The 19173-nt window shown below is 68.3% G+C and carries 19 protein-coding genes; 12 read left to right on the top strand and 7 right to left on the bottom strand.

All coding sequences use genetic code 11. From position 1 onward, the window contains the following. Position 1 precedes the first annotated feature (1 nt). The gene (gene trmL / locus ACT6S0_RS09535) at positions 2-472 is read right to left on the bottom strand and encodes a tRNA (uridine(34)/cytosine(34)/5-carboxymethylaminomethyluridine(34)-2'-O)-methyltransferase TrmL (protein ID WP_444763667.1); all 471 of its coding nucleotides are present in this window, start codon (positions 470-472) and stop codon (positions 2-4) included. A gap of 162 nt (positions 473-634) precedes the next feature. Then, a complete protein-coding gene (locus ACT6S0_RS09530; protein WP_444763666.1) occupies positions 635-1390 on the bottom strand; it encodes a ComF family protein in 756 nt (251 codons plus the stop codon). Between the two features lie 23 nt (positions 1391-1413). On the opposite strand from ACT6S0_RS09530, the gene ACT6S0_RS09525 reads away from it, so the two are divergent. The 7 genes from ACT6S0_RS09525 to ACT6S0_RS09495 all read left to right on the top strand — a co-directional run bounded on the left by ACT6S0_RS09525 (position 1414) and on the right by ACT6S0_RS09495 (position 7251). Then, positions 1414-2337, top strand: coding sequence for a methyltransferase domain-containing protein (locus ACT6S0_RS09525; protein WP_444763665.1), 924 nt, complete (start codon positions 1414-1416; stop codon positions 2335-2337). A 162-nt stretch (positions 2338-2499) separates the two neighbouring features. Continuing rightward, positions 2500-3684, top strand: a complete 1185-nt coding sequence (coxB, locus tag ACT6S0_RS09520) for a cytochrome c oxidase subunit II (protein ID WP_444763664.1) — start codon at positions 2500-2502, stop codon at positions 3682-3684. 27 nt (positions 3685-3711) lie between these two features. Further along, the gene (ctaD, locus tag ACT6S0_RS09515; RefSeq protein WP_444763663.1) at positions 3712-5355 is read left to right on the top strand and encodes a cytochrome c oxidase subunit I; all 1644 of its coding nucleotides are present in this window, start codon (positions 3712-3714) and stop codon (positions 5353-5355) included. Positions 5356-5360: 5 nt separating this feature from the next. Then, positions 5361-5471: a cytochrome oxidase small assembly protein gene (locus tag ACT6S0_RS09510; protein ID WP_444763662.1), complete on the top strand. Its 111-nt coding sequence runs from the start codon at positions 5361-5363 to the stop codon at positions 5469-5471. Between the two features lies 1 nt (position 5472). Then, complete coding sequence (locus ACT6S0_RS09505; RefSeq protein ID WP_444763661.1) at positions 5473-6078, top strand: cytochrome c oxidase assembly protein; 606 nt, start codon at positions 5473-5475, stop codon at positions 6076-6078. Next, on the top strand, positions 6075-6317 hold the full coding sequence (locus ACT6S0_RS09500) for a DUF2970 domain-containing protein (protein WP_444763660.1): 243 nt from the start codon (positions 6075-6077) through the stop codon (positions 6315-6317). The genes ACT6S0_RS09505 and ACT6S0_RS09500 overlap by 4 nt, the downstream gene beginning before the upstream one ends. A 49-nt stretch (positions 6318-6366) precedes the next feature. Beyond that, positions 6367-7251, top strand: a complete 885-nt coding sequence (locus ACT6S0_RS09495; protein ID WP_444763659.1) for a cytochrome c oxidase subunit 3 — start codon at positions 6367-6369, stop codon at positions 7249-7251. A 59-nt stretch (positions 7252-7310) separates the two neighbouring features. On the opposite strand, the gene ACT6S0_RS09490 is transcribed toward ACT6S0_RS09495, so the two are convergent. After that, positions 7311-7532 (bottom strand): DUF2909 domain-containing protein, encoded by a 222-nt coding sequence (locus ACT6S0_RS09490; protein WP_444763658.1) that lies wholly within the window; start codon positions 7530-7532, stop codon positions 7311-7313. Between the two features lie 30 nt (positions 7533-7562). Between ACT6S0_RS09490 and ACT6S0_RS09485 the strand changes: the two genes are divergently transcribed. The 5 genes from ACT6S0_RS09485 to ACT6S0_RS09465 are packed head-to-tail and all read left to right on the top strand — an operon-like array spanning position 7563 to position 11508. Then, entirely contained in the window at positions 7563-8270 is a 708-nt protein-coding gene (locus ACT6S0_RS09485; RefSeq protein ID WP_444763657.1) for an SURF1 family protein, read from the top strand. Positions 8271-8286: 16 nt separating this feature from the next. Then, positions 8287-8919, top strand: a complete 633-nt coding sequence (locus ACT6S0_RS09480) for an SCO family protein (RefSeq protein ID WP_444763656.1) — start codon at positions 8287-8289, stop codon at positions 8917-8919. Next, the gene (locus ACT6S0_RS09475; protein WP_444763655.1) at positions 8916-10004 is read left to right on the top strand and encodes a COX15/CtaA family protein; all 1089 of its coding nucleotides are present in this window, start codon (positions 8916-8918) and stop codon (positions 10002-10004) included. The genes ACT6S0_RS09480 and ACT6S0_RS09475 overlap by 4 nt, the downstream gene beginning before the upstream one ends. A gap of 2 nt (positions 10005-10006) precedes the next feature. After that, a complete protein-coding gene (gene cyoE, locus ACT6S0_RS09470; RefSeq protein WP_444763654.1) occupies positions 10007-10909 on the top strand; it encodes a heme o synthase in 903 nt (300 codons plus the stop codon). Further along, complete coding sequence (locus tag ACT6S0_RS09465; protein ID WP_444763653.1) at positions 10906-11508, top strand: SCO family protein; 603 nt, start codon at positions 10906-10908, stop codon at positions 11506-11508. Before cyoE ends, ACT6S0_RS09465 begins: the two co-directional genes overlap by 4 nt. A 78-nt stretch (positions 11509-11586) precedes the next feature. Here the strand turns inward: ACT6S0_RS09465 and rpoH are convergent, their stop codons facing one another. The 4 genes from rpoH to ACT6S0_RS09445 all read right to left on the bottom strand — a co-directional run bounded on the left by rpoH (position 11587) and on the right by ACT6S0_RS09445 (position 19033). Beyond that, positions 11587-12510 (bottom strand): RNA polymerase sigma factor RpoH, encoded by a 924-nt coding sequence (rpoH, locus tag ACT6S0_RS09460; RefSeq protein WP_444763652.1) that lies wholly within the window; start codon positions 12508-12510, stop codon positions 11587-11589. Positions 12511-12667: 157 nt separating this feature from the next. Beyond that, complete coding sequence (locus tag ACT6S0_RS09455; protein ID WP_444763651.1) at positions 12668-13174, bottom strand: chemotaxis protein CheW; 507 nt, start codon at positions 13172-13174, stop codon at positions 12668-12670. Positions 13175-13212: 38 nt separating this feature from the next. Beyond that, positions 13213-16392 carry a PAS domain S-box protein gene (locus ACT6S0_RS09450; protein WP_444763650.1) on the bottom strand — a complete coding sequence of 1060 codons (3180 nt, stop codon included), beginning with the start codon at positions 16390-16392 and terminating at the stop codon, positions 13213-13215. A gap of 73 nt (positions 16393-16465) precedes the next feature. Next, positions 16466-19033, bottom strand: coding sequence for an ABC transporter permease (locus ACT6S0_RS09445; RefSeq protein WP_444763649.1), 2568 nt, complete (start codon positions 19031-19033; stop codon positions 16466-16468). Positions 19034-19173 lie beyond the last annotated feature (140 nt).

The raw sequence follows: 19173 nt of genomic DNA, 5'->3' as shown, positions 1-19173 counted from the left end.
GTCAGGCCCCGCCGGCGTAACCGTTCTGCCGCCAGGCTTCGAACACCGCGACAGCGACGCTGTTGCTCAGGTTCAGGCTGCGCTGGCCTTCACGCATTGGCAACCTGACGCGTTGTTCGAGCGCAAGGCCGTCACGCAGCGCCGCGGGCAGGCCGGCCGTCTCGCTGCCGAACACCAGCCAGTCGCCCGGCTGCCATGCCACCTCGGCGAAGGGGCGGCTGCCGCGCGTCGTGAAGGCGAACATCCGCGTCGGGTCGGGCGACTCGTCGGCGAGGAACGCCGACCAGTCCGCATGCCGCTGCACCCGGGCGTACTCGTGATAGTCCAGGCCGGCACGCTGCAGCAGCTTGTCTTCCATCGAGAAGCCCAGTGGTTCGATCAGATGCAGGCTGCAGCCGGTGTTGGCCGCGAGCCGGATGACGTTGCCGGTGTTGGGAGGAATCTCGGGATGGACGAGGACGATGTGGAACATGGGGCGAGAGTATCCCGCTGGTCCCGAAGCCGGTCCCCGGAGCCGGCCGCTTGGCGATGCGCGGGCGCGACGAGCCTGCCGAAGAGCGCGCCACTGGCGCAGCGCGGTCTGCAAGACCGACCAGGCTCGCCGCGTCCAGCGGTGCGAGCGTGGGCGAGGGGCTCACAAGTCCCCGGGTTCCGGTGTGCGCGCGACGACCCAGGCCTGCACGCTCATGGCACCGGCCTGAAGCAGCACACTGGCCAGCTCGAACATCGTGGCGCCGCTCGTCATCACGTCGTCGAGCAGCGCGACGCTGCTGCCCCGCAGACGCGCTGCAAGCAGCGGTTCCACGGCGAAGACGCCGCGCACATTGGTGGCGCGGGCTTCCAGCTTGAGCCTGGCCTGGCGTTCGTTGTGGCGCACACGCAGCAGCAGCTCGGGGTCGCAGCGCAGGCCGCGCCGGCGTGCCAGCGCCCGCGCCAGTTCATGCGACTGGTTGTAGCCGCGCTCGCGCAGCCGCTCGCTCGACATCGGTACCGGCAACAGCCAGTCGGGCGCGCGGACCTCGGCCGCGTCCAGCGCCGAGTTCAGTCGCTCCAGCAGACTCTCGCGCAGTTCCAGGGCCTGGTGGTACTTGAAGTGCTGCAGCAGACCGTCCCAGGGGAAGCGGTAGTCCAGCGCCGCGACGCTGCGGTCCAGCGGCGGCGGCTCGCGCAGACAGCGCCCGCACAGCGGCCTGGGCCGGCCGGCGAGTTCGAGCGGCAGGCGGGCCGCGCAGGTCCAGCAACGCGTCTGGGGGTTGGCGTACAGAGCCAGGCAGCCCTCGCAAATGGTCTGGTGGCTCCAGGTGCGGCAGACGGCGCACTGGCCGGCGCAGCGCAACAGCACCTTCTCGATCAATGGGGGCTTCGGTGCCGACTGGGCGCGCTCGGACATCGGCTCAATATACTGATCGGCCCATGAGCGAGCCGGCATCGACCCCTACTTCAAACAAGGGGCCGAGGCCTCAAGACCTTGATGCTGCGGCGCTGCGCCATCAGGCCCGGCGCCTCGCTCGCGAGCCGCAGCCGCCCTGGCTGCACGCCGAGGTCGCACGCCGCATGGCCGAGCGACTGTCCTTCATCAAACTGCAGCCGGCCCGCGTGCTGGACGCGTCGCCGGCATTGGGCGCAAGTGCCGAACTTTTGCGGCACGCCTACCCGAATGCGCTAGTGCTGTGGCATGAGGCCGATGCGGTGATGGCGGCGCGCGCTGCGCAGGCCCGTGCGCAAAGTTGGTGGCGCAAGCTGCGCGGCGCGCCCTCCGGCCAGGTCGATGCCTTGCCGGCGCGGCCCGAGGTCGACCTGTTGTGGTCCAACATGGCCCTGCATGCCAGTGCCGACCTGCCTGCACTGCTCGGCGCGTGGCAGGCCAGCATCGCCGTAGGGGGCTTCGTCATGTTCTCCTGCCTGGGGCCTGACAGCTTCGTTGAATTGCGCCAGGTCTATGCCCGCGCAGGTTGGGGCCGGCCCGCGCCGGACTGGTGGGACATGCACGACATCGGTGACCTGGTGCTCAAGGCCGGCTTCGCTGACCCGGTGATGGACCAGCAGACGCTGCGGCTGACCTGGGCCAGCCCTGAAAGCCTGCTCGCTGACCTGCGCGCGCTGGGCGGCAACCTGGCGCCGACGCGTTTTGGTGGCTTGCGCGGGCGCGCCTGGCGTCAGCGGCTGCTGGCGGAACTCGGCACACTTCGGGACGAGACGGGGCGGCTGGCGTTGACGCTCGAGCTGGTCTTCGGCCACGCTTTCAAGACCCCGCCGCGACTTGCGGTGGCGGCGCAAACCCATGTGTCCGTTGATGCAATGCGCGCCACGCTGCGCCGCGGAAGGACCACTGGCTGAACGCCCTGCGCTGCCCCGAGTCGGGGCTCGCGTTGCCTGGGCTAAAATCCCGCGCCGCATAGGGAGACGGGCACAAACCCGGCTCAATCCACGGATCTTGCTTCCCAAATCCGACTTTGGGGGACGAGCAAGGCCGGCTCTTCAAAGAACCAAGTGACAACCATGACGATGATGAACGCACGAGTGCACGGCGCCTCACGCGCTTTGGCCATGTGGGCCACGGCGGCGTTGGCCCTGGCAGCGGGCCCGGCCTTCGCGGTGAACGACCTCAAGGGCGGCCCGGGCGTCAATCAGCTCGACCTGCACGAGCCGGTCACGCGCATCGCGGCCGAGCAGATGTGGTTGCACAACTTCGTGCTGATCGTCTGCCTCGTCATCTTCGTCGCCGTGTTCGGCGTGATGTTCTATTCGATCTTCAAGCACCGCAAATCCAAGGGCGCGGTATCGGCCAACTTCCACGAGAGCGTGGCCGTCGAGATCGCCTGGACCGTCGTGCCGCTGTTGATCGTCATCGCCATGGCGCTGCCAGCCACCAAGGTCGTTGTCGCGATGAAGGACACCACCAACGCCGATCTGACCATCAAGGCCACCGGCTACCAGTGGAAGTGGGGCTACGACTATCTCAAGGGCGAGGGCGAGGGCATCGGCTTCCTGGCCACGCTCGACGCCGCACAGCGCGAGGCTTCAGATTCGGGCCGCCCCGAGCCCGTCGATGACTACCTGCTCAAGGTCGACAACCCGCTGGTCGTGCCGGTGGACAAGAAAATCCGCATCATCACCACGGCCAACGACGTCATCCACGCCTGGATGGTTCCCGCCTTTGGCGTCAAGCAGGACGCCATCCCCGGTTTCGTGCGCGACACCTGGTTCCGCGCAGAGAAGACCGGCGATTTCTACGGGCAGTGCGCCGAGCTCTGCGGCAAGGAGCACGCCTACATGCCCATCCACGTCAAGGTCGTGTCCGCGGAGGATTACACCAAGTGGGTGGAAGGCAAGCAGAAGGAAATCGCTGCCAAGGCCGATGACCCGAACAAGGTCTGGGAGCAGGCGGCCCTGATCGCTCGCGGCGAGAAGGTCTACAACGCCAACTGCGCGGTATGCCACAAGGCCGACGGCTCCGGCGCCGGTCCGATCAAGGCGCTGGTCGGCTCGCCGGTAGTGCTGGACGCGGACAAATCCAAACAGATTGCCATCTTGCTCAACGGCATCGTCGACAAGGGCATGCCGGCTTGGAAGCAGCTCAGCGACACCGACATCGCCGCAGTCGCGTCCTACACGAAGAACAGCTGGTCCAACAAGACGGGTCAGATCGTGCAGCCCGCCGAAGTCCTGGCCGCGCGCAAGTAAGTCGAACACCGAAAAAGAGGAATCCAAATGAGTGCAGTGCTTCCCCCCCACGGTGTTCACGCGGGCCATGACGGCCACGCCCACGACGATCACCACGACCACCACGCACCCGCCGGCTGGCGCCGCTGGGTATTCGCGACCAACCACAAGGACATCGGCACGCTCTACCTGCTGTTCTCGTTCGCGATGTTGATGGTCGGCGGCATCCTGGCGCTGTGCATCCGCGCCGAGCTGTTCCAGCCCGGCCTGCAGTTCTTCAACCCCGAGCTCTTCAACCAGTTCACGACCATGCACGGTCTGATCATGGTGTTCGGCGCCATCATGCCGGCCTTCGTGGGCTTCGCGAACTGGATGATCCCGCTGCAGATCGGCGCGGGCGACATGGCCTTTGCGCGGATGAACAACTTCAGCTTCTGGCTGCTGATCCCCGCGGCCATCATGCTGGTGGGCAGCTTCTTCATGCCCGGCGGCGCGCCCGCTGCGGGCTGGACGTTGTACGCGCCGCTGACGCTGCAGATGGGCCCGTCGATGGACGCCGGCATCTTCGCGATGCACATCATGGGCGCCTCGTCGATCATGGGATCGATCAACATCATCGTGACCATCCTCAACATGCGCGCGCCCGGCATGACGCTGATGAAGATGCCGATGTTCGCCTGGACGTGGCTGATCACCGCCTATCTGCTGATCGCCGTCATGCCCGTGCTGGCCGGCGCCATCACGATGACGCTGACGGACCGCCACTTCGGCACCGCCTTCTTCAACCCCGCGGGCGGCGGCGACCCGGTCATGTACCAGCACATCTTCTGGTTCTTTGGCCACCCCGAGGTCTACATCATGATCTTGCCGGCCTTCGGCATCATCAGCCAGATCGTGCCGGCCTTTGCCCGCAAGCGCCTGTTCGGCTACGCGTCGATGGTCTATGCGACGGCCTCCATCGCGATCCTGTCCTTCATCGTCTGGGCCCACCACATGTTCACCACCGGCATGCCGGTGACGGGCCAGCTGTTCTTCATGTACGCGACCATGCTGATCGCGGTGCCCACGGGCGTGAAGATCTTCAACTGGCTGGCGACGATGTGGCGCGGCTCGATGACCTTCGAGACGCCGATGCTGTTCGCGGTCGGCTTCATCTTCGTGTTCACGATGGGCGGCTTCACCGGCCTGATCCTGGCGATGGCGCCGGTCGACATCCAGCTGCAGGACACCTATTACGTCGTGGCCCACTTCCACTACGTGCTGGTGGCCGGCTCGCTGTACGCGCTGTTCGCCGGCGTCTACTACTGGGGCCCGAAGTGGACCGGCGTGATGTATTCGGAGTTCCGCGGCAAGGTCCATTTCTGGGGCTCGCTGATCTTCTTCAACATCACCTTCTTCCCGATGCACTTCCTGGGTCTGGCCGGCATGCCGCGCCGCTACGCCGACTACCCGATGCAGTTCACCGACTTCAACGCCATCGCCTCGGTCGGCGCCTTCGGCTTCGGTCTGATGCAGGTCTACTTCTTCCTGTTCATCGTCGTGCCGATGATGCGCGGCAAGGGTGAGAAGGCGACGCAGAAGCCTTGGGAGGCCGCTGAGGGCCTGGAATGGGAAGTGCCGTCGCCGGCACCCTTCCACACCTTTGAGAACCCGCCCAAGCTGGACGCTTCGGCCACCAAGATCATTGCCTGAACGCCATGACACCGGAGCAGCGCAAGAACAACCGGCGGCTGGGGCTGATCCTGCTGACGATTGCGCTGGCCTTCGGGGTCGGCTTCGTCGCCAAGATCGTGTTGCTGGCCGGCTGACATGAATTTTCTGACGGCCCTGCAACGCGACAACCATCAGCTGCTCAAGAAGCTGCTGGTCATCGTCACGCTGATGTTCGGCTTCAGTTATTCGCTCGTGTATTTCTACGATGCGATCTGCAGGGCGCTGGGCATCAATGTGCTGTCGCTGGCCGAACGGCAGGTGGTCTCTGCGGACAAGGGGCTGGCCAACGGCAACGGCCAGATCGACTACAGCCGCGAGATCACGGTGGAGTTCGACACCAATGCGCGCGGCCCCTGGGACTTCAAGCCGGCCGTGCGGCACATGACGGTGCACCCGGGCCAGCTGAGCCAGGTGATGTACGAATTCCGCAACAAGCAGGACCGCACCATGGCCGCGCAGGCCATCCCGAGCTACGCGCCCATGCAGGCCAGCGCGCATTTCAACAAGCTGGAGTGCTTCTGCTTCAACGAGTACACGTTGCAGCCGGGCGAGACCAAGCAGTGGCCGGTCGTGTTCGTCATCGACCCCAAGCTGCCCAAGGACGTGAGGACCATCACCCTGTCCTATACCTTCTTCGAGGTGGCGGGCAAGGGTGGGTTCAAGGTCGGCGAGGCCCCCAAGGGTGCGGGGGCCGCGCTGTGAACAAGCCGGGCCAGGATTTCAAGGACGCGCTGGGCCGCAAGGCCTCGTTGCGCCAGACGATCTCGGCCGTGGCCTGGAGTTTTTTCGGCGTTCGCCGGTGGCGGGACCATGAGCAGGACATGGCCAGGCTCAACCCGGTGCACGTGATCATTGCGGGCGTGCTTGGCGCCGCGCTGTTTGTATTGGTGCTGGTGTTGCTGGTCCGTTGGGTCATCAGCAGCGGCGTGGCTGGGGCCTGACGACCCGGTCGCAACAGAGTTCAGAACGAGCGAGTACTAGGAGAACAATATGTCGGCAGCGACTACCCCGGGCAAGACCCCGTACTACTTCGTCCCGGCGCCCTCGTGGTTTCCGGTCGGGGCCGCCATTGGCCTGTTCTTCGTCATCCTGGGCGCCGGCCAATGGATCAACGGCCACGGCTGGGGCATGTATTCGCTGATCGGCGGGCTGTTGTTCTGGGCCTTCGTGCTCCAGCAGTGGTTCCGCGAGGCCATCCACGAGAGCGAGACCGGCCTCTACAGCGACCGCATCGACATCTCGTTCCGCTGGAGCATGGGCTGGTTCATCTTCTCGGAGGTGATGTTCTTCGCGGCCTTCTTCGGCGCGCTTTTCTGGGCGCGGGTGTATTCCGTACCGGAACTGGGCAACCTGGAGAACTCCATCCTGTGGCCCGATTTCAAGGCCATCTGGCCGAGCACCGCGGCCGGCTACACCGCAGCCCCTGGCGGCACCGTCGAGCCCTTCTCGACCATCGGCCCCTGGCCGCTGCCGACCGTCAACACGGCGCTGCTGCTGACTTCGGGCGTGACGCTGACCATCGCCCACCACGCGTTGATCGCCGGCAACCGCGCCAAGACCATCGGCTTCATGTGGATCACCGTGGCACTGGGCCTGATTTTCCTGTTTGTGCAGGGCTTCGAATATGCCCACGCCTACCAGGATCTGAACCTGAAGCTCAACTCCGGCGTGTTCGGCTCGACCTTCTTCATGCTGACCGGCTTCCACGGCTTCCACGTGTTTGTCGGCATGCTGATGCTGCTGTTCATCACCATCCGCCTGCACAAGGGCCACTTCACGGCCGACCGCCACTTCGGTTTCGAAGGCGCAGCGTGGTACTGGCACTTTGTCGACGTGGTCTGGCTGGGCCTTTACGTTGTCGTCTACTGGATGTAAGTCGCGCACCGCGGCAACAAGGACAAAGCGCCGCACCAGCGGCGCTTTTTTGTTGCAGTTCAGCGGCTGCTCAGCGGCACGCCGGTCGGCTGTATCCAGCCCATCCACCAGCAAAACAGGATGACGAGAAAGAGCGCCACCGACACGCCGACGCGAACCGCCAGCGCGCGCGCCATGCTCGGGCTGCGCTTGTCGCCGTGCCCCTTGCGCAGCATGAAGAAGCCCGCCGCGGCCAGCGCACCGAGGATGCCGATGAAAGCGATCAGGATCACGAAGTTCATGACCGGGGATTATCCGCTGCGGGTTTCGTCATGTTGAGTCGCCGCGGCTGGGTGGTGTTGGTGGCGGCGCTGCTCGGCGCCGCAGTGACGGCGCGACTGGGCGTCTGGCAACTCGACCGCGCCGCGTACAAGCGTCAGCTGCAGTCGGCCATCGACGTGCAAGCCGAGCGACCCGTCCTGGGCAATGCCGAACTGGATGGTGCCGAGTTGCACCGCCGCGTCGTGCTGCTTGGCACCTGGGTCGCCGATCACACCGTCTGGCTCGACAACCGTCCCATGGACGGCCGTGTCGGTTTCTTCGTCGTCACGCCACTGCGCCTTGCCGGCCGCAGCGATGCCATCCTCGTGCAGCGCGGCTGGGCGCCGCGCCACTCGGTCGATCGCCAGCTGCTGCCGCCGCTGACCGCGCCGGCCGGCGAGGTCAAAGTCATCGGGCGCCTGGCCGCTTCACCGTCCCGGCTTTATGAGCTGGGTGAAGGCTCGACCGGGGCGATCCGGCAGAATCTCGACCCTGCGGCCTTTGGTGCCGAAGCCGGCCTGAAGCTGCTGCCGCTGACCGTCGTGCAGACCGACGCCAGCACGGAAGATGGCCTGCTGCGCCACTGGCCGGCGCCGGAGCTGGGCCTTCACAAACACTATGGCTACGCCTTTCAGTGGTTTGCGCTCTGCGCGCTGATCCTCGTCCTCTATGTCTGGTTCCAACTCGTCCGCCCCCGGCTCCGCAAGCAGCAGTCCTGAACCGCTGAGCTTCGCGGTGCACAGCCTGCCTGACCCGCGTGCAGTGCCTCAACAGCGCGCCGGCCGCTGGAAGATGCTGCTGGTGCTGGCGATGTGCGCCGCGCCCGTCGTCGCGTCCTACTTCACCTTCTACGTCGTCAAGCCCAGCGGCTCGGCCTACGGCGAGCTGATCGCGCCGGCCGTCGACATGCCGGCCGACCTGCCGCTGACCGATCTGCAGGGGCGGCCGGTGACGCCGGCCTCGCTGCGCGGCCAGTGGCTGTTGACTGTTGTGCAGGGCTCGGACTGCCCGGCCGCCTGCGAGCGCCAGCTGTTCGTGCAGCGCCAACTGCGCGAGATGCTGGGCAAGGAGCGGCCGCGTGTCGACAAGCTCTGGCTGATCCCCGACACCGGCACGCCGCGCGTCGAGGTGCTGGCCGCCGTGACGCAGAAGGGCGCCGAGGTCACCGTGCTGCGCGTACCCGCCGAGCAGCTGGCCGCCTGGCTCAAGCCCGCCGAGGGCCGCAGCCTCAGTGATCACTTCTTCATCATCGACCCGATGAACCGCTGGATGGAGCGTGCGCCGGCCGAGCCCGAGCCCAAGAAGTTGCAGGCCGACCTCAGCAAACTGCTGAAGGCCAGCGCAAGCTGGGACACGGCGGGCCGATGAACGACATGCTGCTGCCACTCGGCCAGGTTGCCGCCATCGGCGGGGCCGTGGCCATCGGCCCGCTGCTGTGGTGGCGGCAACGCTCGCGCGCCAGTTCACCGGCCGGGCGCCTGCGGGCGCTGACGGCGCTGACGCTGTTCCTGACCTTCGACCTGATCGTCTTCGGCGCCTTCACGCGCCTGAGCGATTCCGGCCTGGGCTGCCCGGACTGGCCCGGCTGCTACAGCTCGGCCAGCCCGCTCGGCGCGCGCGAGCACATCGACGCCGCCGAGGCGGCGATGCCGACCGGCCCGGTCACCCACGGCAAGGCCTGGATCGAGATGATCCACCGCTACCTGGCCAGCGGCGTCGGCCTGCTCATCCTGGTCATGACGGTGCTGAGCTGGCGGCTCAGGCGCGAAGGGGGCGCGCGTGCGCCCTCGGCCTGGCTGCCGACACTGACCTTCGTCTGGGTCTGCGTGCAGGGCGCGTTCGGCGCCCTGACGGTGACGATGAAGCTGTTCCCGGCCATCGTCACGCTGCACCTGCTGTTCGGCATGGGCCTGCTGATGCTGTTGGCCTGGCAGCACGAGGCCTACGAACCGCGCCCGCTCGCCGTGCCGCCGGCCCTGCGCCGCGCGGTGCTTGCGGTGCTCGTGCTGACGCTGGTCCAGGTCGGCCTGGGCGGCTGGGTCAGCACCAACTACGCGGTGCTGGCTTGCGACGAGTTCCCGACCTGCCACGGCGGCCAATGGTGGCCGCAGATGGACTTCGCCCAGGGCTTCCAGCTCTGGCGAGAACTTGGCCAGCGCGCCGACGGCAGCTGGCTGGGCTTCGAGGCGCTGGCGGCCATCCATATGGCCCACCGCATCGGCGCGGCTGTGGTGTTCGCGGCCATCCTTGGTCTGGCCTGGGCGTTGCGTCGGCAGGCGCCGGGTTGGTCGAAGCTGCTGCTGGCCGCGGCCGGCTGGCAACTGGCCTCGGGCCTGTCCAATGTCGTGCTCGACTGGCCCATCGTTGCCGCCCTGGCCCACACCGCCGGCGCCGCCGTGCTGCTGGCCCTGCTCACCACCCTGTTCGCGCGCCTGCCGAAGGCGCTGTCCTGACCATGTCGACCTCCACCGCCAGTGCCCTCATGCACAGCCCGCGCTGGCAGCAGTTCTACCAGCTGACCAAACCGCGCGTCGTCCAGCTCATCGTCTTCTGCGCCGCCATCGGCATGGCGCTGGCTGTGCCCGGCCTGCCCAGCGGCGAGCAGGCATTGACCATGCTGGCCGCCGTCGCCGGCATCTGGCTCGTGGCGGGAGCCGCTGCCGCCTTCAACTGCCTCATCGAGGACGGCATCGACGCGCGCATGAAGCGCACCGCCTGGCGCGCCACCGCCAAGGGCGAACTCAGCCGCACGCAGACGCTGGCGTTCTCCGCGCTGCTGTGCGCGGCCGGCATGACGCTGCTGGGCGTCTACGTCAACGTGCTGACGATGTGGCTGACCTTCGCCACCTTCATCGGCTACGCCGTCATCTACACCGTCATCCTGAAGCCGATGACGCCGCAGAACATCGTCATCGGTGGCGCCTCGGGCGCGATGCCACCGGTGTTGGGCTGGGCCGCACTGCGCGGCGACCTCGGGCCTGAGCCATGGCTGCTCTGTCTCATCATCTTCCTGTGGACGCCGCCGCACTTCTGGGCACTGGCCCTGTACAGGGCCGAGGACTACGCCCGCGCCGGCCTGCCCATGCTGCCGGTGACCCACGGCAACGACTACACGCGGCTGCAGATCCTGCTCTACACCTGGGTGCTGTTTGCTGCCACGCTGCTGCCCTTCCTGACCGGCATGAGCGGCTGGTTCTACCTGGCTTGCGCCATCGCGCTGGGGCTGGGCTTCTGCGGCTACGCTTTCCGCCTCTGGCGCGCCTATTCGGAGGCGCTGGCAAGGCGGACCTTCTGGTTCTCCATCTGGCACCTGTCGCTGCTGTTTGCGGCCCTGTTGATCGACCACTACCTGCCATGACCACTCGTCGCTTCGCTGTTGCCGTGCTGGCCGCACTCGCCTTGTCGGCCTGCCAGAAGTCCGGGCCCGACAAGCTGGCCTTCAAGGGCATCGATCTGACCGGCGCCGAGTACGCCAGGCAACTCAACCTGACCGACCAGGACGGCCGCGCCCGCTCGCTGGCCGACTTCAAGGGCAAGGTGCTGGTGGTCTTCTTCGGCTTCACGCAATGCCCAGACGTCTGCCCCACGACGATGGCCGAGGTCGCCGAGGTCAAACGCTCGCTGGGCGCTGATGGCGACAAGGTGCAGGGCATCTTCGTCACTGTCGACCCGGAGCGCGACACGGCCGCTTTGCTGAAGGCCTACCTCGCCAGCTTCGACCCCGGCTTCATCGGCCTGCGCGGCAGCGAGGAGCAGACCAAGGCGGTCGCCAAGGAGTTCAAGGTCTTCTACGCCAAGGTGCCGGGCAAGACGCCCGACACCTACACGGTGGACCACACCGCCGCGAGCTTCATTTTCGATACCGAAGGCCGCGTGCGCGTCTACGCCCGCTACGGGTCAGGCGCGCAAGCGCTGGCCGACGACATCAAGCTGCTGCTGGCTGAACGCAAAGGTTGAGCGGCTCGGCCTGACCCGCATTCGCCAAAAGCGAACGGCCCCGCGGGGCCGTTCTTGATGGCGGTGCCGCCGTGGAGGTCAGGCGGTGGCCACTTCGGTCAGCGCCTTCTTCATCTTCTTCATCGCCGCCACTTCGATCTGGCGGATGCGCTCGGCCGACACACCGTACTCGGCCGCCAGTTCGTGCAGCGTCATGCCGCCCGACGCATCATCATTCACCTTCAGCCAGCGCTCCTCGACGATGCGGCGGCTGCGCGGGTCCAGCACGTCGAGCGCGCGGTGGATGCCGTCGCCCGCCAGTTCGTCGCGGGTGCGCGCCTCGATGACGCGCGTCGGCTCATGACTCTCATCGGCCAGATAGGCAATCGGCGCAAAACTTTCACCGTCGTCGTCCGTCTGCGGCTCCAGCGCCACGTCGCCCCCCGACAGGCGCGTTTCCATCTCCAGCACTTCCTCACGCTTGACGTTCAGCGTGCTGGCCACATGCGCTACCTCGGCGTCGGTCAACGTGTTGCGGTGCGTGGCAGGGTTGCTCTCGGCGGCCTTGAGCTGGTGCTTCATCGAGCGCAGGTTGAAGAACAGCTTGCGCTGGGCCTTGGTCGTCGCGACCTTGACCATGCGCCAGTTCTTCAGGATGTACTCGTGGATCTCGGCCTTGATCCAGTGCATGGCGTAGCTCACCAGACGCACGCCCTGGTCCGGGTCGAAGCGCTTGACGGCCTTCATCAGGCCGATGTTGCCTTCCTGGATCAGGTCACCCTGCGGCAGGCCGTAGCCCACGTACTGGCGCGAGATGGAGACCACCAGGCGCAGGTGCGACAGCACCATGCGGCCGGCGGCTTCCAGGTCACCCTTGTCGCGCAGGCTGCGTGCCGCAGAGTCTTCCTCTTCGGCGGTGAGCAACGGCAGGCGGTTGACGGCGGAGATGTACGCGTCCAGATTGCCCAGCGAAGGCACCAGGGCCCAAGGGTCGCGGACGGCAATGACAGAAGAAGCAGACATCGGCTTGAATCCTTGCAAACCGCGGCGCGAAATGCCGCAGTGAGAGGATATTAGCACTCCAATTGATCGAGTGCTAAGAGTGGCGCTGTCAGCGCTGCAACGCAGTGTTTCTGTAGCTGAAACAGTTTGCGGATGCTAACTTGAGCAGCCATCCGGCTCAGTCAATCAAGCCGAAATCCGGGCTTCGGATCATCGCCTCGATGTCCAGCAAGATCAGCATGCGCTCGCCGAGCTTGCCCAGGCCGGTGATGAAGCGGGCGTCCAGCGCGGCGGGCACCTCGGGCCGAGGCTTGATCTGGTCGGCGGTCAACTCCAGCACGTCGGACACGGAATCGACGACAACGCCGACGATGCGGCCGCCCACGTTCAGGACGATGACGACGGTGAAGGCGTTGTACTCGCCGGCCTGGCCCAGGCGCAGTCGCAGTCGCAGGTCCAGGATGGGCACGATGACGCCACGCAGGTTGACGACGCCCTTGACGAAGGCGGGGGCATTGGCGACACGGGTGGGCGGCTCGTAGGAGCGAATCTCCTGCACGCGCAGGATGTCCAGGCCGTACTCTTCCTCGCCGATGCGAAAGGTCAGGAACTGGCGGCCATCGGTGGAGGCCTGGGCCTGCAAGGCCTGGCCAACTTGGCTGGGAACGAGGTCTGTGGAGCTCATCGGGCGCTGCTGCGTATTTGAGGCTGGGGGCTGGGGCGTCATTCTGCCCGCTTGCCCTCCGGGGACTGTGCCAACAATTCGTCAACCAGGTCGAGCAATTCGCGCACGTCCAGCGGCTTGGTCAAGTAGTGCTGCGCCCCTGCGACCTGGGCTGCGGCGATCTGCTCCGGCTGGGCGTTGGCGGACACGACGACGACCGGCGGCAGCGCACGGCCAAGCTCGCGCATGCGGCTCAGCAGCGTCAGGCCGTCGCCATCGGGCAACTGCCAGTCCAGCAGCAGCAGCGCCGGCGGTCGCTGCAGCAGCGCGCGCACGCCGGCCTCGACGGTCGGCGCCACCTCCAGCTCGATACCCGGGCGCTGCTCCAGGATGCCGCGCATGACCTCCGCATTCAGCGGGTTGTCTTCCACATAGAGCAGGTGGCGCTGCGGCCCGGCGCGCGGGCCGGTCGGCGCCTCGGGGTGGCGATCCTCGCTGGCGGACGCCGTGGCGCTGGCTGCAGGCAGCCGCAGCACGAAGCAGGCGCCCTCGTCGACCGCCTCGGCGCGCAGGCTGCCGTCCATCATCACGGCCAGGCGCTGGCTGATGACCAAGCCGATGCCAGTGCCCGGCAAACCGCTGCGCTCGCGGCCCAGGCGGTTGAAGGGCTGGAACAGGCCCGCGCGCTGCTCGTCGCTCAGGCCCATGCCGGTGTCGCGCACCGCGATTTCGACCCAACCCGGCTCGGGGCTGACCGCCTCGATGCTGATGCTTCCGCCGGCGCGGTTGTACTTGACCGCGTTGCTGAGCAGGTTGGTCACGATCTGCGTGACGCGCGTCGGGTCGCCGACAACGCAAGTGGCATTGGGGTCGATGCGTTGGCTGACCAGCAGCCCGCGCTCCGACGCCAGGCCCTGCAGCAGCGCCAGCGACCGCGCCAGCAGCGCCGGCAGTTCCAGTGCCACCGGCTCCAGCCGCAGCGAGCCGGCCTCGATGCGCGACAGGTCCAGCGTGTCGTTGATCATCTCCAGCAGATGCCAGCCGGCCTGGGCGATCTGCTGGGCGCGGCCACGTTGGCCGGGCGGCAGCGGCTCGCCGGCGTCCATCTGCATCAGCTGCGTGAAGCCGAGGATGGCGTTCATCGGCGTGCGCAGCTCATGGCTCATGCGCGACAGGAACTCGTTCTTGGCCTGGTTGGCCGCGACGGCGGCCTCACGGGCGCGGTCGAGCTCCTCGATGCGCAACTGGTCGGTGATGTCCTCGACGACGCCCACCAGCCGGTGCGGCCGGCCATCGGCGCCGCGCAGCAGGCTGACGAGGACGCGCGCGTGGGCGCAGCTGCCGTCAGGGCGGATATAGCGCTTCAGGCGCCGGTAGAACGGGATCTCGCCGCGCATCAGCCGGCGCGCCAGGCGGACGTCCTCGCGGCGGTCATCGGCATGGGTCACGTCGATGGAGCGTTTGCCGATCAAGTCCTCGGCCGAGTAGCCCACGAGCTTGCAGAAGTGCGCGTTGACCTCCTGGAAGCCGCTGTTCAGGTCGGTGAACGCGATGCCGATGGGTGCCGTCTCGAAGATGCTGCGGAAACGCTGCTCGCTCTGGCTCAGCGCCCGCTCGCCCAGCGCCCGGTTGGCTACCTCGCGCTCCAGCGCAGCCGTGCGCTCGCGCACCAGCGCCTCCACGTGCTGGGTCCGGCCCGACATCAGCAGCAGCAGCGCCCCCACCATGGCGGTGGCCACCAGGCCGACGAGGGCAAACGCCCAGCTGCGGCCCGCCGGCTGTACCACGCCGGGCAGGTCGTAGACGCGCACCTCCCACTGCCGGCCGCCGAAGTCCAGCGGCAGCTTGACCAGCGGCAGCCCGGCTCCGCCGCCGCGCTGCACGGCCTCGCAGCCGAGGCGGCCGCCTAGGCGCGGAAAGACCGCACCGGGCTCCAGATCGACGAGGCAGGCGCCCAGGTGTTGGGGCCACTCCGCCGCCAGGCGCGACAGCAGCAGGTCGGGCCGCAGCGTGGCGAAGACGACGCCGTCCAGCGCCTGTTCGCTGGGCGCCATCTGGCCGCGGTAAAGCGGCTGATAGACAACCACGCCGACGGCGGCCTCCCTGTCTTGCGACAGCTGGAAGGCCGCCGATGCGACCGGCCGGCCCAGCGGCGCAGCCCTTTCGATGGCCGCGCGGGCACTCGGGATGGTGCGCACATTGACGCCCAGCGCGCCGGCATTGCGCGACAACGGTTCGATGAGGCGGATGGCCAGCATGTCCTCATCCGCCGGCGGACGCAGGTCACCCGCGCGCAGGCGGTCGCGGGCCCGGTAGCCGCCCGGGAAGGCATCGCCTGCGGCGGCGGCGTTGAAGCGCTCGGCATCGGCACGCGCGACGCGCAAGGTCAGCCCCAACGCGATCAGCGAGCTGTCGCCCGTCAGGAAACCGCTGGTGGCGCGCGCGAACTCCTCGCGCGTAGGCCGCGGCTTGACCTTGACGAGGCCATGCACGCCCTCCAGCGCCAGCAGCGGCTCGCGCAGCCGTCCCGCCAGCGACTGGGCCGCGGTGGTCGCATCGCGCGTGAAATCGGCGCGGTTGCGCTGGCGGTCCCATTCCAGGGTGGCCGCCACGCCCAGGCCGACCAGCAGGGTCGTCAGCAGCATGGGCAGCGCCACGCTCAAACGCCGCGATGCCCAGGTGGAGCGGGGCTGCCCGATCAGCGCCAGCGTGATCGGCGTGGCGATCAGCATGCCCATCACGTCGCCCGTCCACCAGACGGTCCACACCAGACCCATCTGCGCCGCGGCAATGACGCCGGTGGCCTTCAGCAGCAGCGTGGCGCAGGTCGGGCTGATGACGCCGGCCAGCGCGGCCGCGGCCAGATAGGCCAGGATTTCGCGCGGCGAGGCCAGTAACAGCGGCCGGCCGCACCAGCGCCGCAACAGCAGCGTGCCAGCCGCCGCCTGGGCCGCCGCACCGCAGCCGATGCCGATGCCCAGGAGCAGCGCGCTCTGGCTCAGGTCGGCCAGCATGGTGGCCTGCACGACGAAAGACCCCAGCGCCACTGCCGGCAGATAGCGCAGGCCCCAGACCAGCAGCACCGCCAGACCCCAGCCGGCGGCCGGGTAGATGGGGGCCACCTCGTAGGGCGGCAGCACCATCAGCAGGCCGAGGCGGCCGAGCAGGTAGTAGACGAGGGTGATGCCCGCCGACAGGGCCAGGTAGCGCCCGGCCGCGCGGCCGTCCACCGCGGTCACTGGTGCACCCTTCGGCCTGCGGCCTGTCCCGCCAAGCGGGAGCGAGCTTGCTTGGGGCGGCCCGGCGCCGCGTTCATTCGACCTGCGCCTCCCGCAGTGTCTGCACGACGGGCCGTTTCAGCACCCCGCGCAGACTCCACCAGCCCGCGCTCCAGGCCAGCAGTGCCCCGCAGACGGCGCTGACCACCGGCACCCAGGGCTTGATCTGCCAGTCGAACTCGAACACATAGCGCGCCAGCAGCGCCGCCAGCACCAGCGCCACGCTGCCGGCCAGGAAGCCGGCCAGCGCGCCGACACCCAGCAGCTCGGCCCGCTGCACCTGGGCCAGCAGCGACGACGGCGCGCCCAGGGCCCGCATCAGTGCGAACTCGCGCGTACGCGCCTCACGCGTGCTGCCCACGGCGGCCAGCAGCACGACCAGGCCGGTCGCCAGGGTGAAGCTGAACAGGAACTGCACAGCCTGGATGACCTGGTCCAACACGCGCTGCACCTGGTTCAGCTGCGCCGACACATCGATGACGGTGAGGTTGGGGAACTGTCGAGCCAGCGCGCGGTCCAGCGGGCTGCCCGCCGGCGTGCGGTAGGCGGCGATCTGGGTGGCCGGCAGGTCGGGCAGGGCGGCGGCTTCGAACAGCACGAAGAAGTTCACCCGCATCGACGACCAGTCCACCTTGCGCAGATTGGTGATGCGACCCTGCACCGGCTGGCCGGCGATGTCGAAGGCCAGCTGGTCGCCGAGCTTGAGGCCTAGCGTCTGCGCCAGGCCTTCCTCGACGCTCATGCCCATCTCGCCCGGCGCGGCAGCACCCCAGCGGCCGCCCACGATCTCGTTGTGCGCCGGCTGCTCGGCGGTGTGGCTGAGGTTGAACTCGCGTTCGGCCAGGCGCTGGGCACGATCTTCGGAAAACTGCTTGCCCTGCACGGCCTCGCCATTGATCGCGGTCAGGCGGCCGCGGATCATCGGATACCAGTCGAAGTCCTTCACGCCGGCGTCGACCAGCGTCTGGCGCACGGCCTCGCGCTGGTCGGGCTGGATGTTGATGATGAAGCGGTCCGGCGCCGCGGCCGGTGTCGCCTGGCGCCAGCTGTCGATGAGGTCGGTACGCAGCAGCACCAGCAACGCCAGCGCCAGCAGGCCGACGGCGAGCGAGGCGACCTGCATGACGGCAAACCCGGGCCGCGCCGCGACCTGGCGCGTGGCCAGCAGCAGCCAGCGCGGTACGCCGGCGCCGCTGACATTGGTCGGCACGACGCGGCGCAGCAGCTTGACGGCGATGAAGGCCAGCAGCGCGAACAGCAGCACCGCGCCGGCGAAGCCCGCCGCAGCGATGGCGCCCAGCTTCGCGTCGCCGGCCAGCACGACGAGGATGGCCGCCAGCCCAGCCACGCCCGCACCCAGCACCAGCACCGAGCCGGCCTTGGGTGCGCCTAGATCCCGACGGATGACGCGCAGCGGCGGCACGGCCGCCAGCTGCAGCACCGGCGGCAGACCGAAGCCCAGCAGCAGCGACAGGCCCAGGCCCAGGCCGAGCAGTGCCGGCCAGATGCTGGGCGGCGGCAGCGCCACATTGATCAGGCCCGCCAGCAAGGACACGAAGACCTGGTGCAAGCCCAGGCCGAGCAGCACCCCCGCCAGGCTGGCGGCCAGACCGGCGAGCAGGAACTCCAGCCCATAGGCCCAGGCAATGCGCCGCTGCGGCTGGCCGAGCACACGCAACATGGCGCAGGCGTCCAGGTGGCGTGCCGCAAAGTCGCGCGCGGCCAGCGCCACGGCCACGGCCGCGAGCAGGGCCGACAGCATGGCCACCAGGCGCAAGAAGCGCGCCGCGCGGTCCAGTGTCTGACGCATCTCGGGGCGGCCCGATTCGAGCGACTCCAGACGCACGCCGCGCAGCTTGTTCTGCTCGACCCGCTGTTCGGCACCGCTGACGAAACGCTTGACCGCGTCGGCCGCCGCGCCCGGGCCCGGCACGAGGGCCAGCCGGTAGGTGAGCCGGCTGGCCGGCTGCACCAGCCCGGTGGCGGCGAGGTCGGCTTCGGTCAGCATGACGCGCGGCGCGAAGTTGATGAAGCCGCCGCCGCGGTCGGGCTCGGTCTCGATGAGGGCGGCCAATTTGAGCCGGCTGTCGCCGAGCAGCAGCATGTCACCCAGCTTGAGGCCGAGGCTGTCGGCCACGGCCGGGTCGGCCCAGACCTCGCCGGCCGCCGGCGCGCCGCTGCGCCCCGGCAGCGCCTCGCGCAGCGTGACGCGACCCCGCAGCGGATAGCCTTCGCTGACCGCCTTGACCGAGACCAGGCGGCTCTCGCCACCCTGGGCCTCGTCGGCCCGCGCCATGCTCGGGAAGGCCGCGCTGCGCACGGTGGTCAGCTTGAGCTCGGCAGCCAGGTCGACGATGGCCTGCGGTGTCGGCTGGTCGCTGGCGACGATGGCGTCACCGCCGAGCAACTGGGCGGCGTCGCGGCGCAGGCCCTGGTCGAGCCGGTCCGACAGGAAGGCCACCGCGCACAGCGCCGCGACTGCCAGTGCGACCGCCAGCATCAGCAAGCGCAACTCGCCGGCCCGCCAGTCCCGCAACAGCTGTCGCCACGCGATCAGCAGCGTGGCGGGCGGACGTTGGGCGGCGACAGCAGGGGACGTCATGCGCGCGACTGTAGCCGCGCGCGGCGACTCACCGCGCCTGGGTAGCGGCCAATGTGGCGCGTGCCGCACTGCGCCAGGCCGGCTCGGCGGCATCAGCCTGCTGCACCGCCCGCTCCGCCGCCGCGCGGGCGCCCGTGCGG

Source organism: Roseateles sp. (genome assembly GCF_052436255.1).
In the GTDB taxonomy this organism is placed as follows: domain Bacteria; phylum Pseudomonadota; class Gammaproteobacteria; order Burkholderiales; family Burkholderiaceae_C; genus Pelomonas.
The sequence above is the reverse complement of the archived record's forward strand: the minus strand, read 5'-3'. Positions and strand labels throughout refer to the sequence as shown.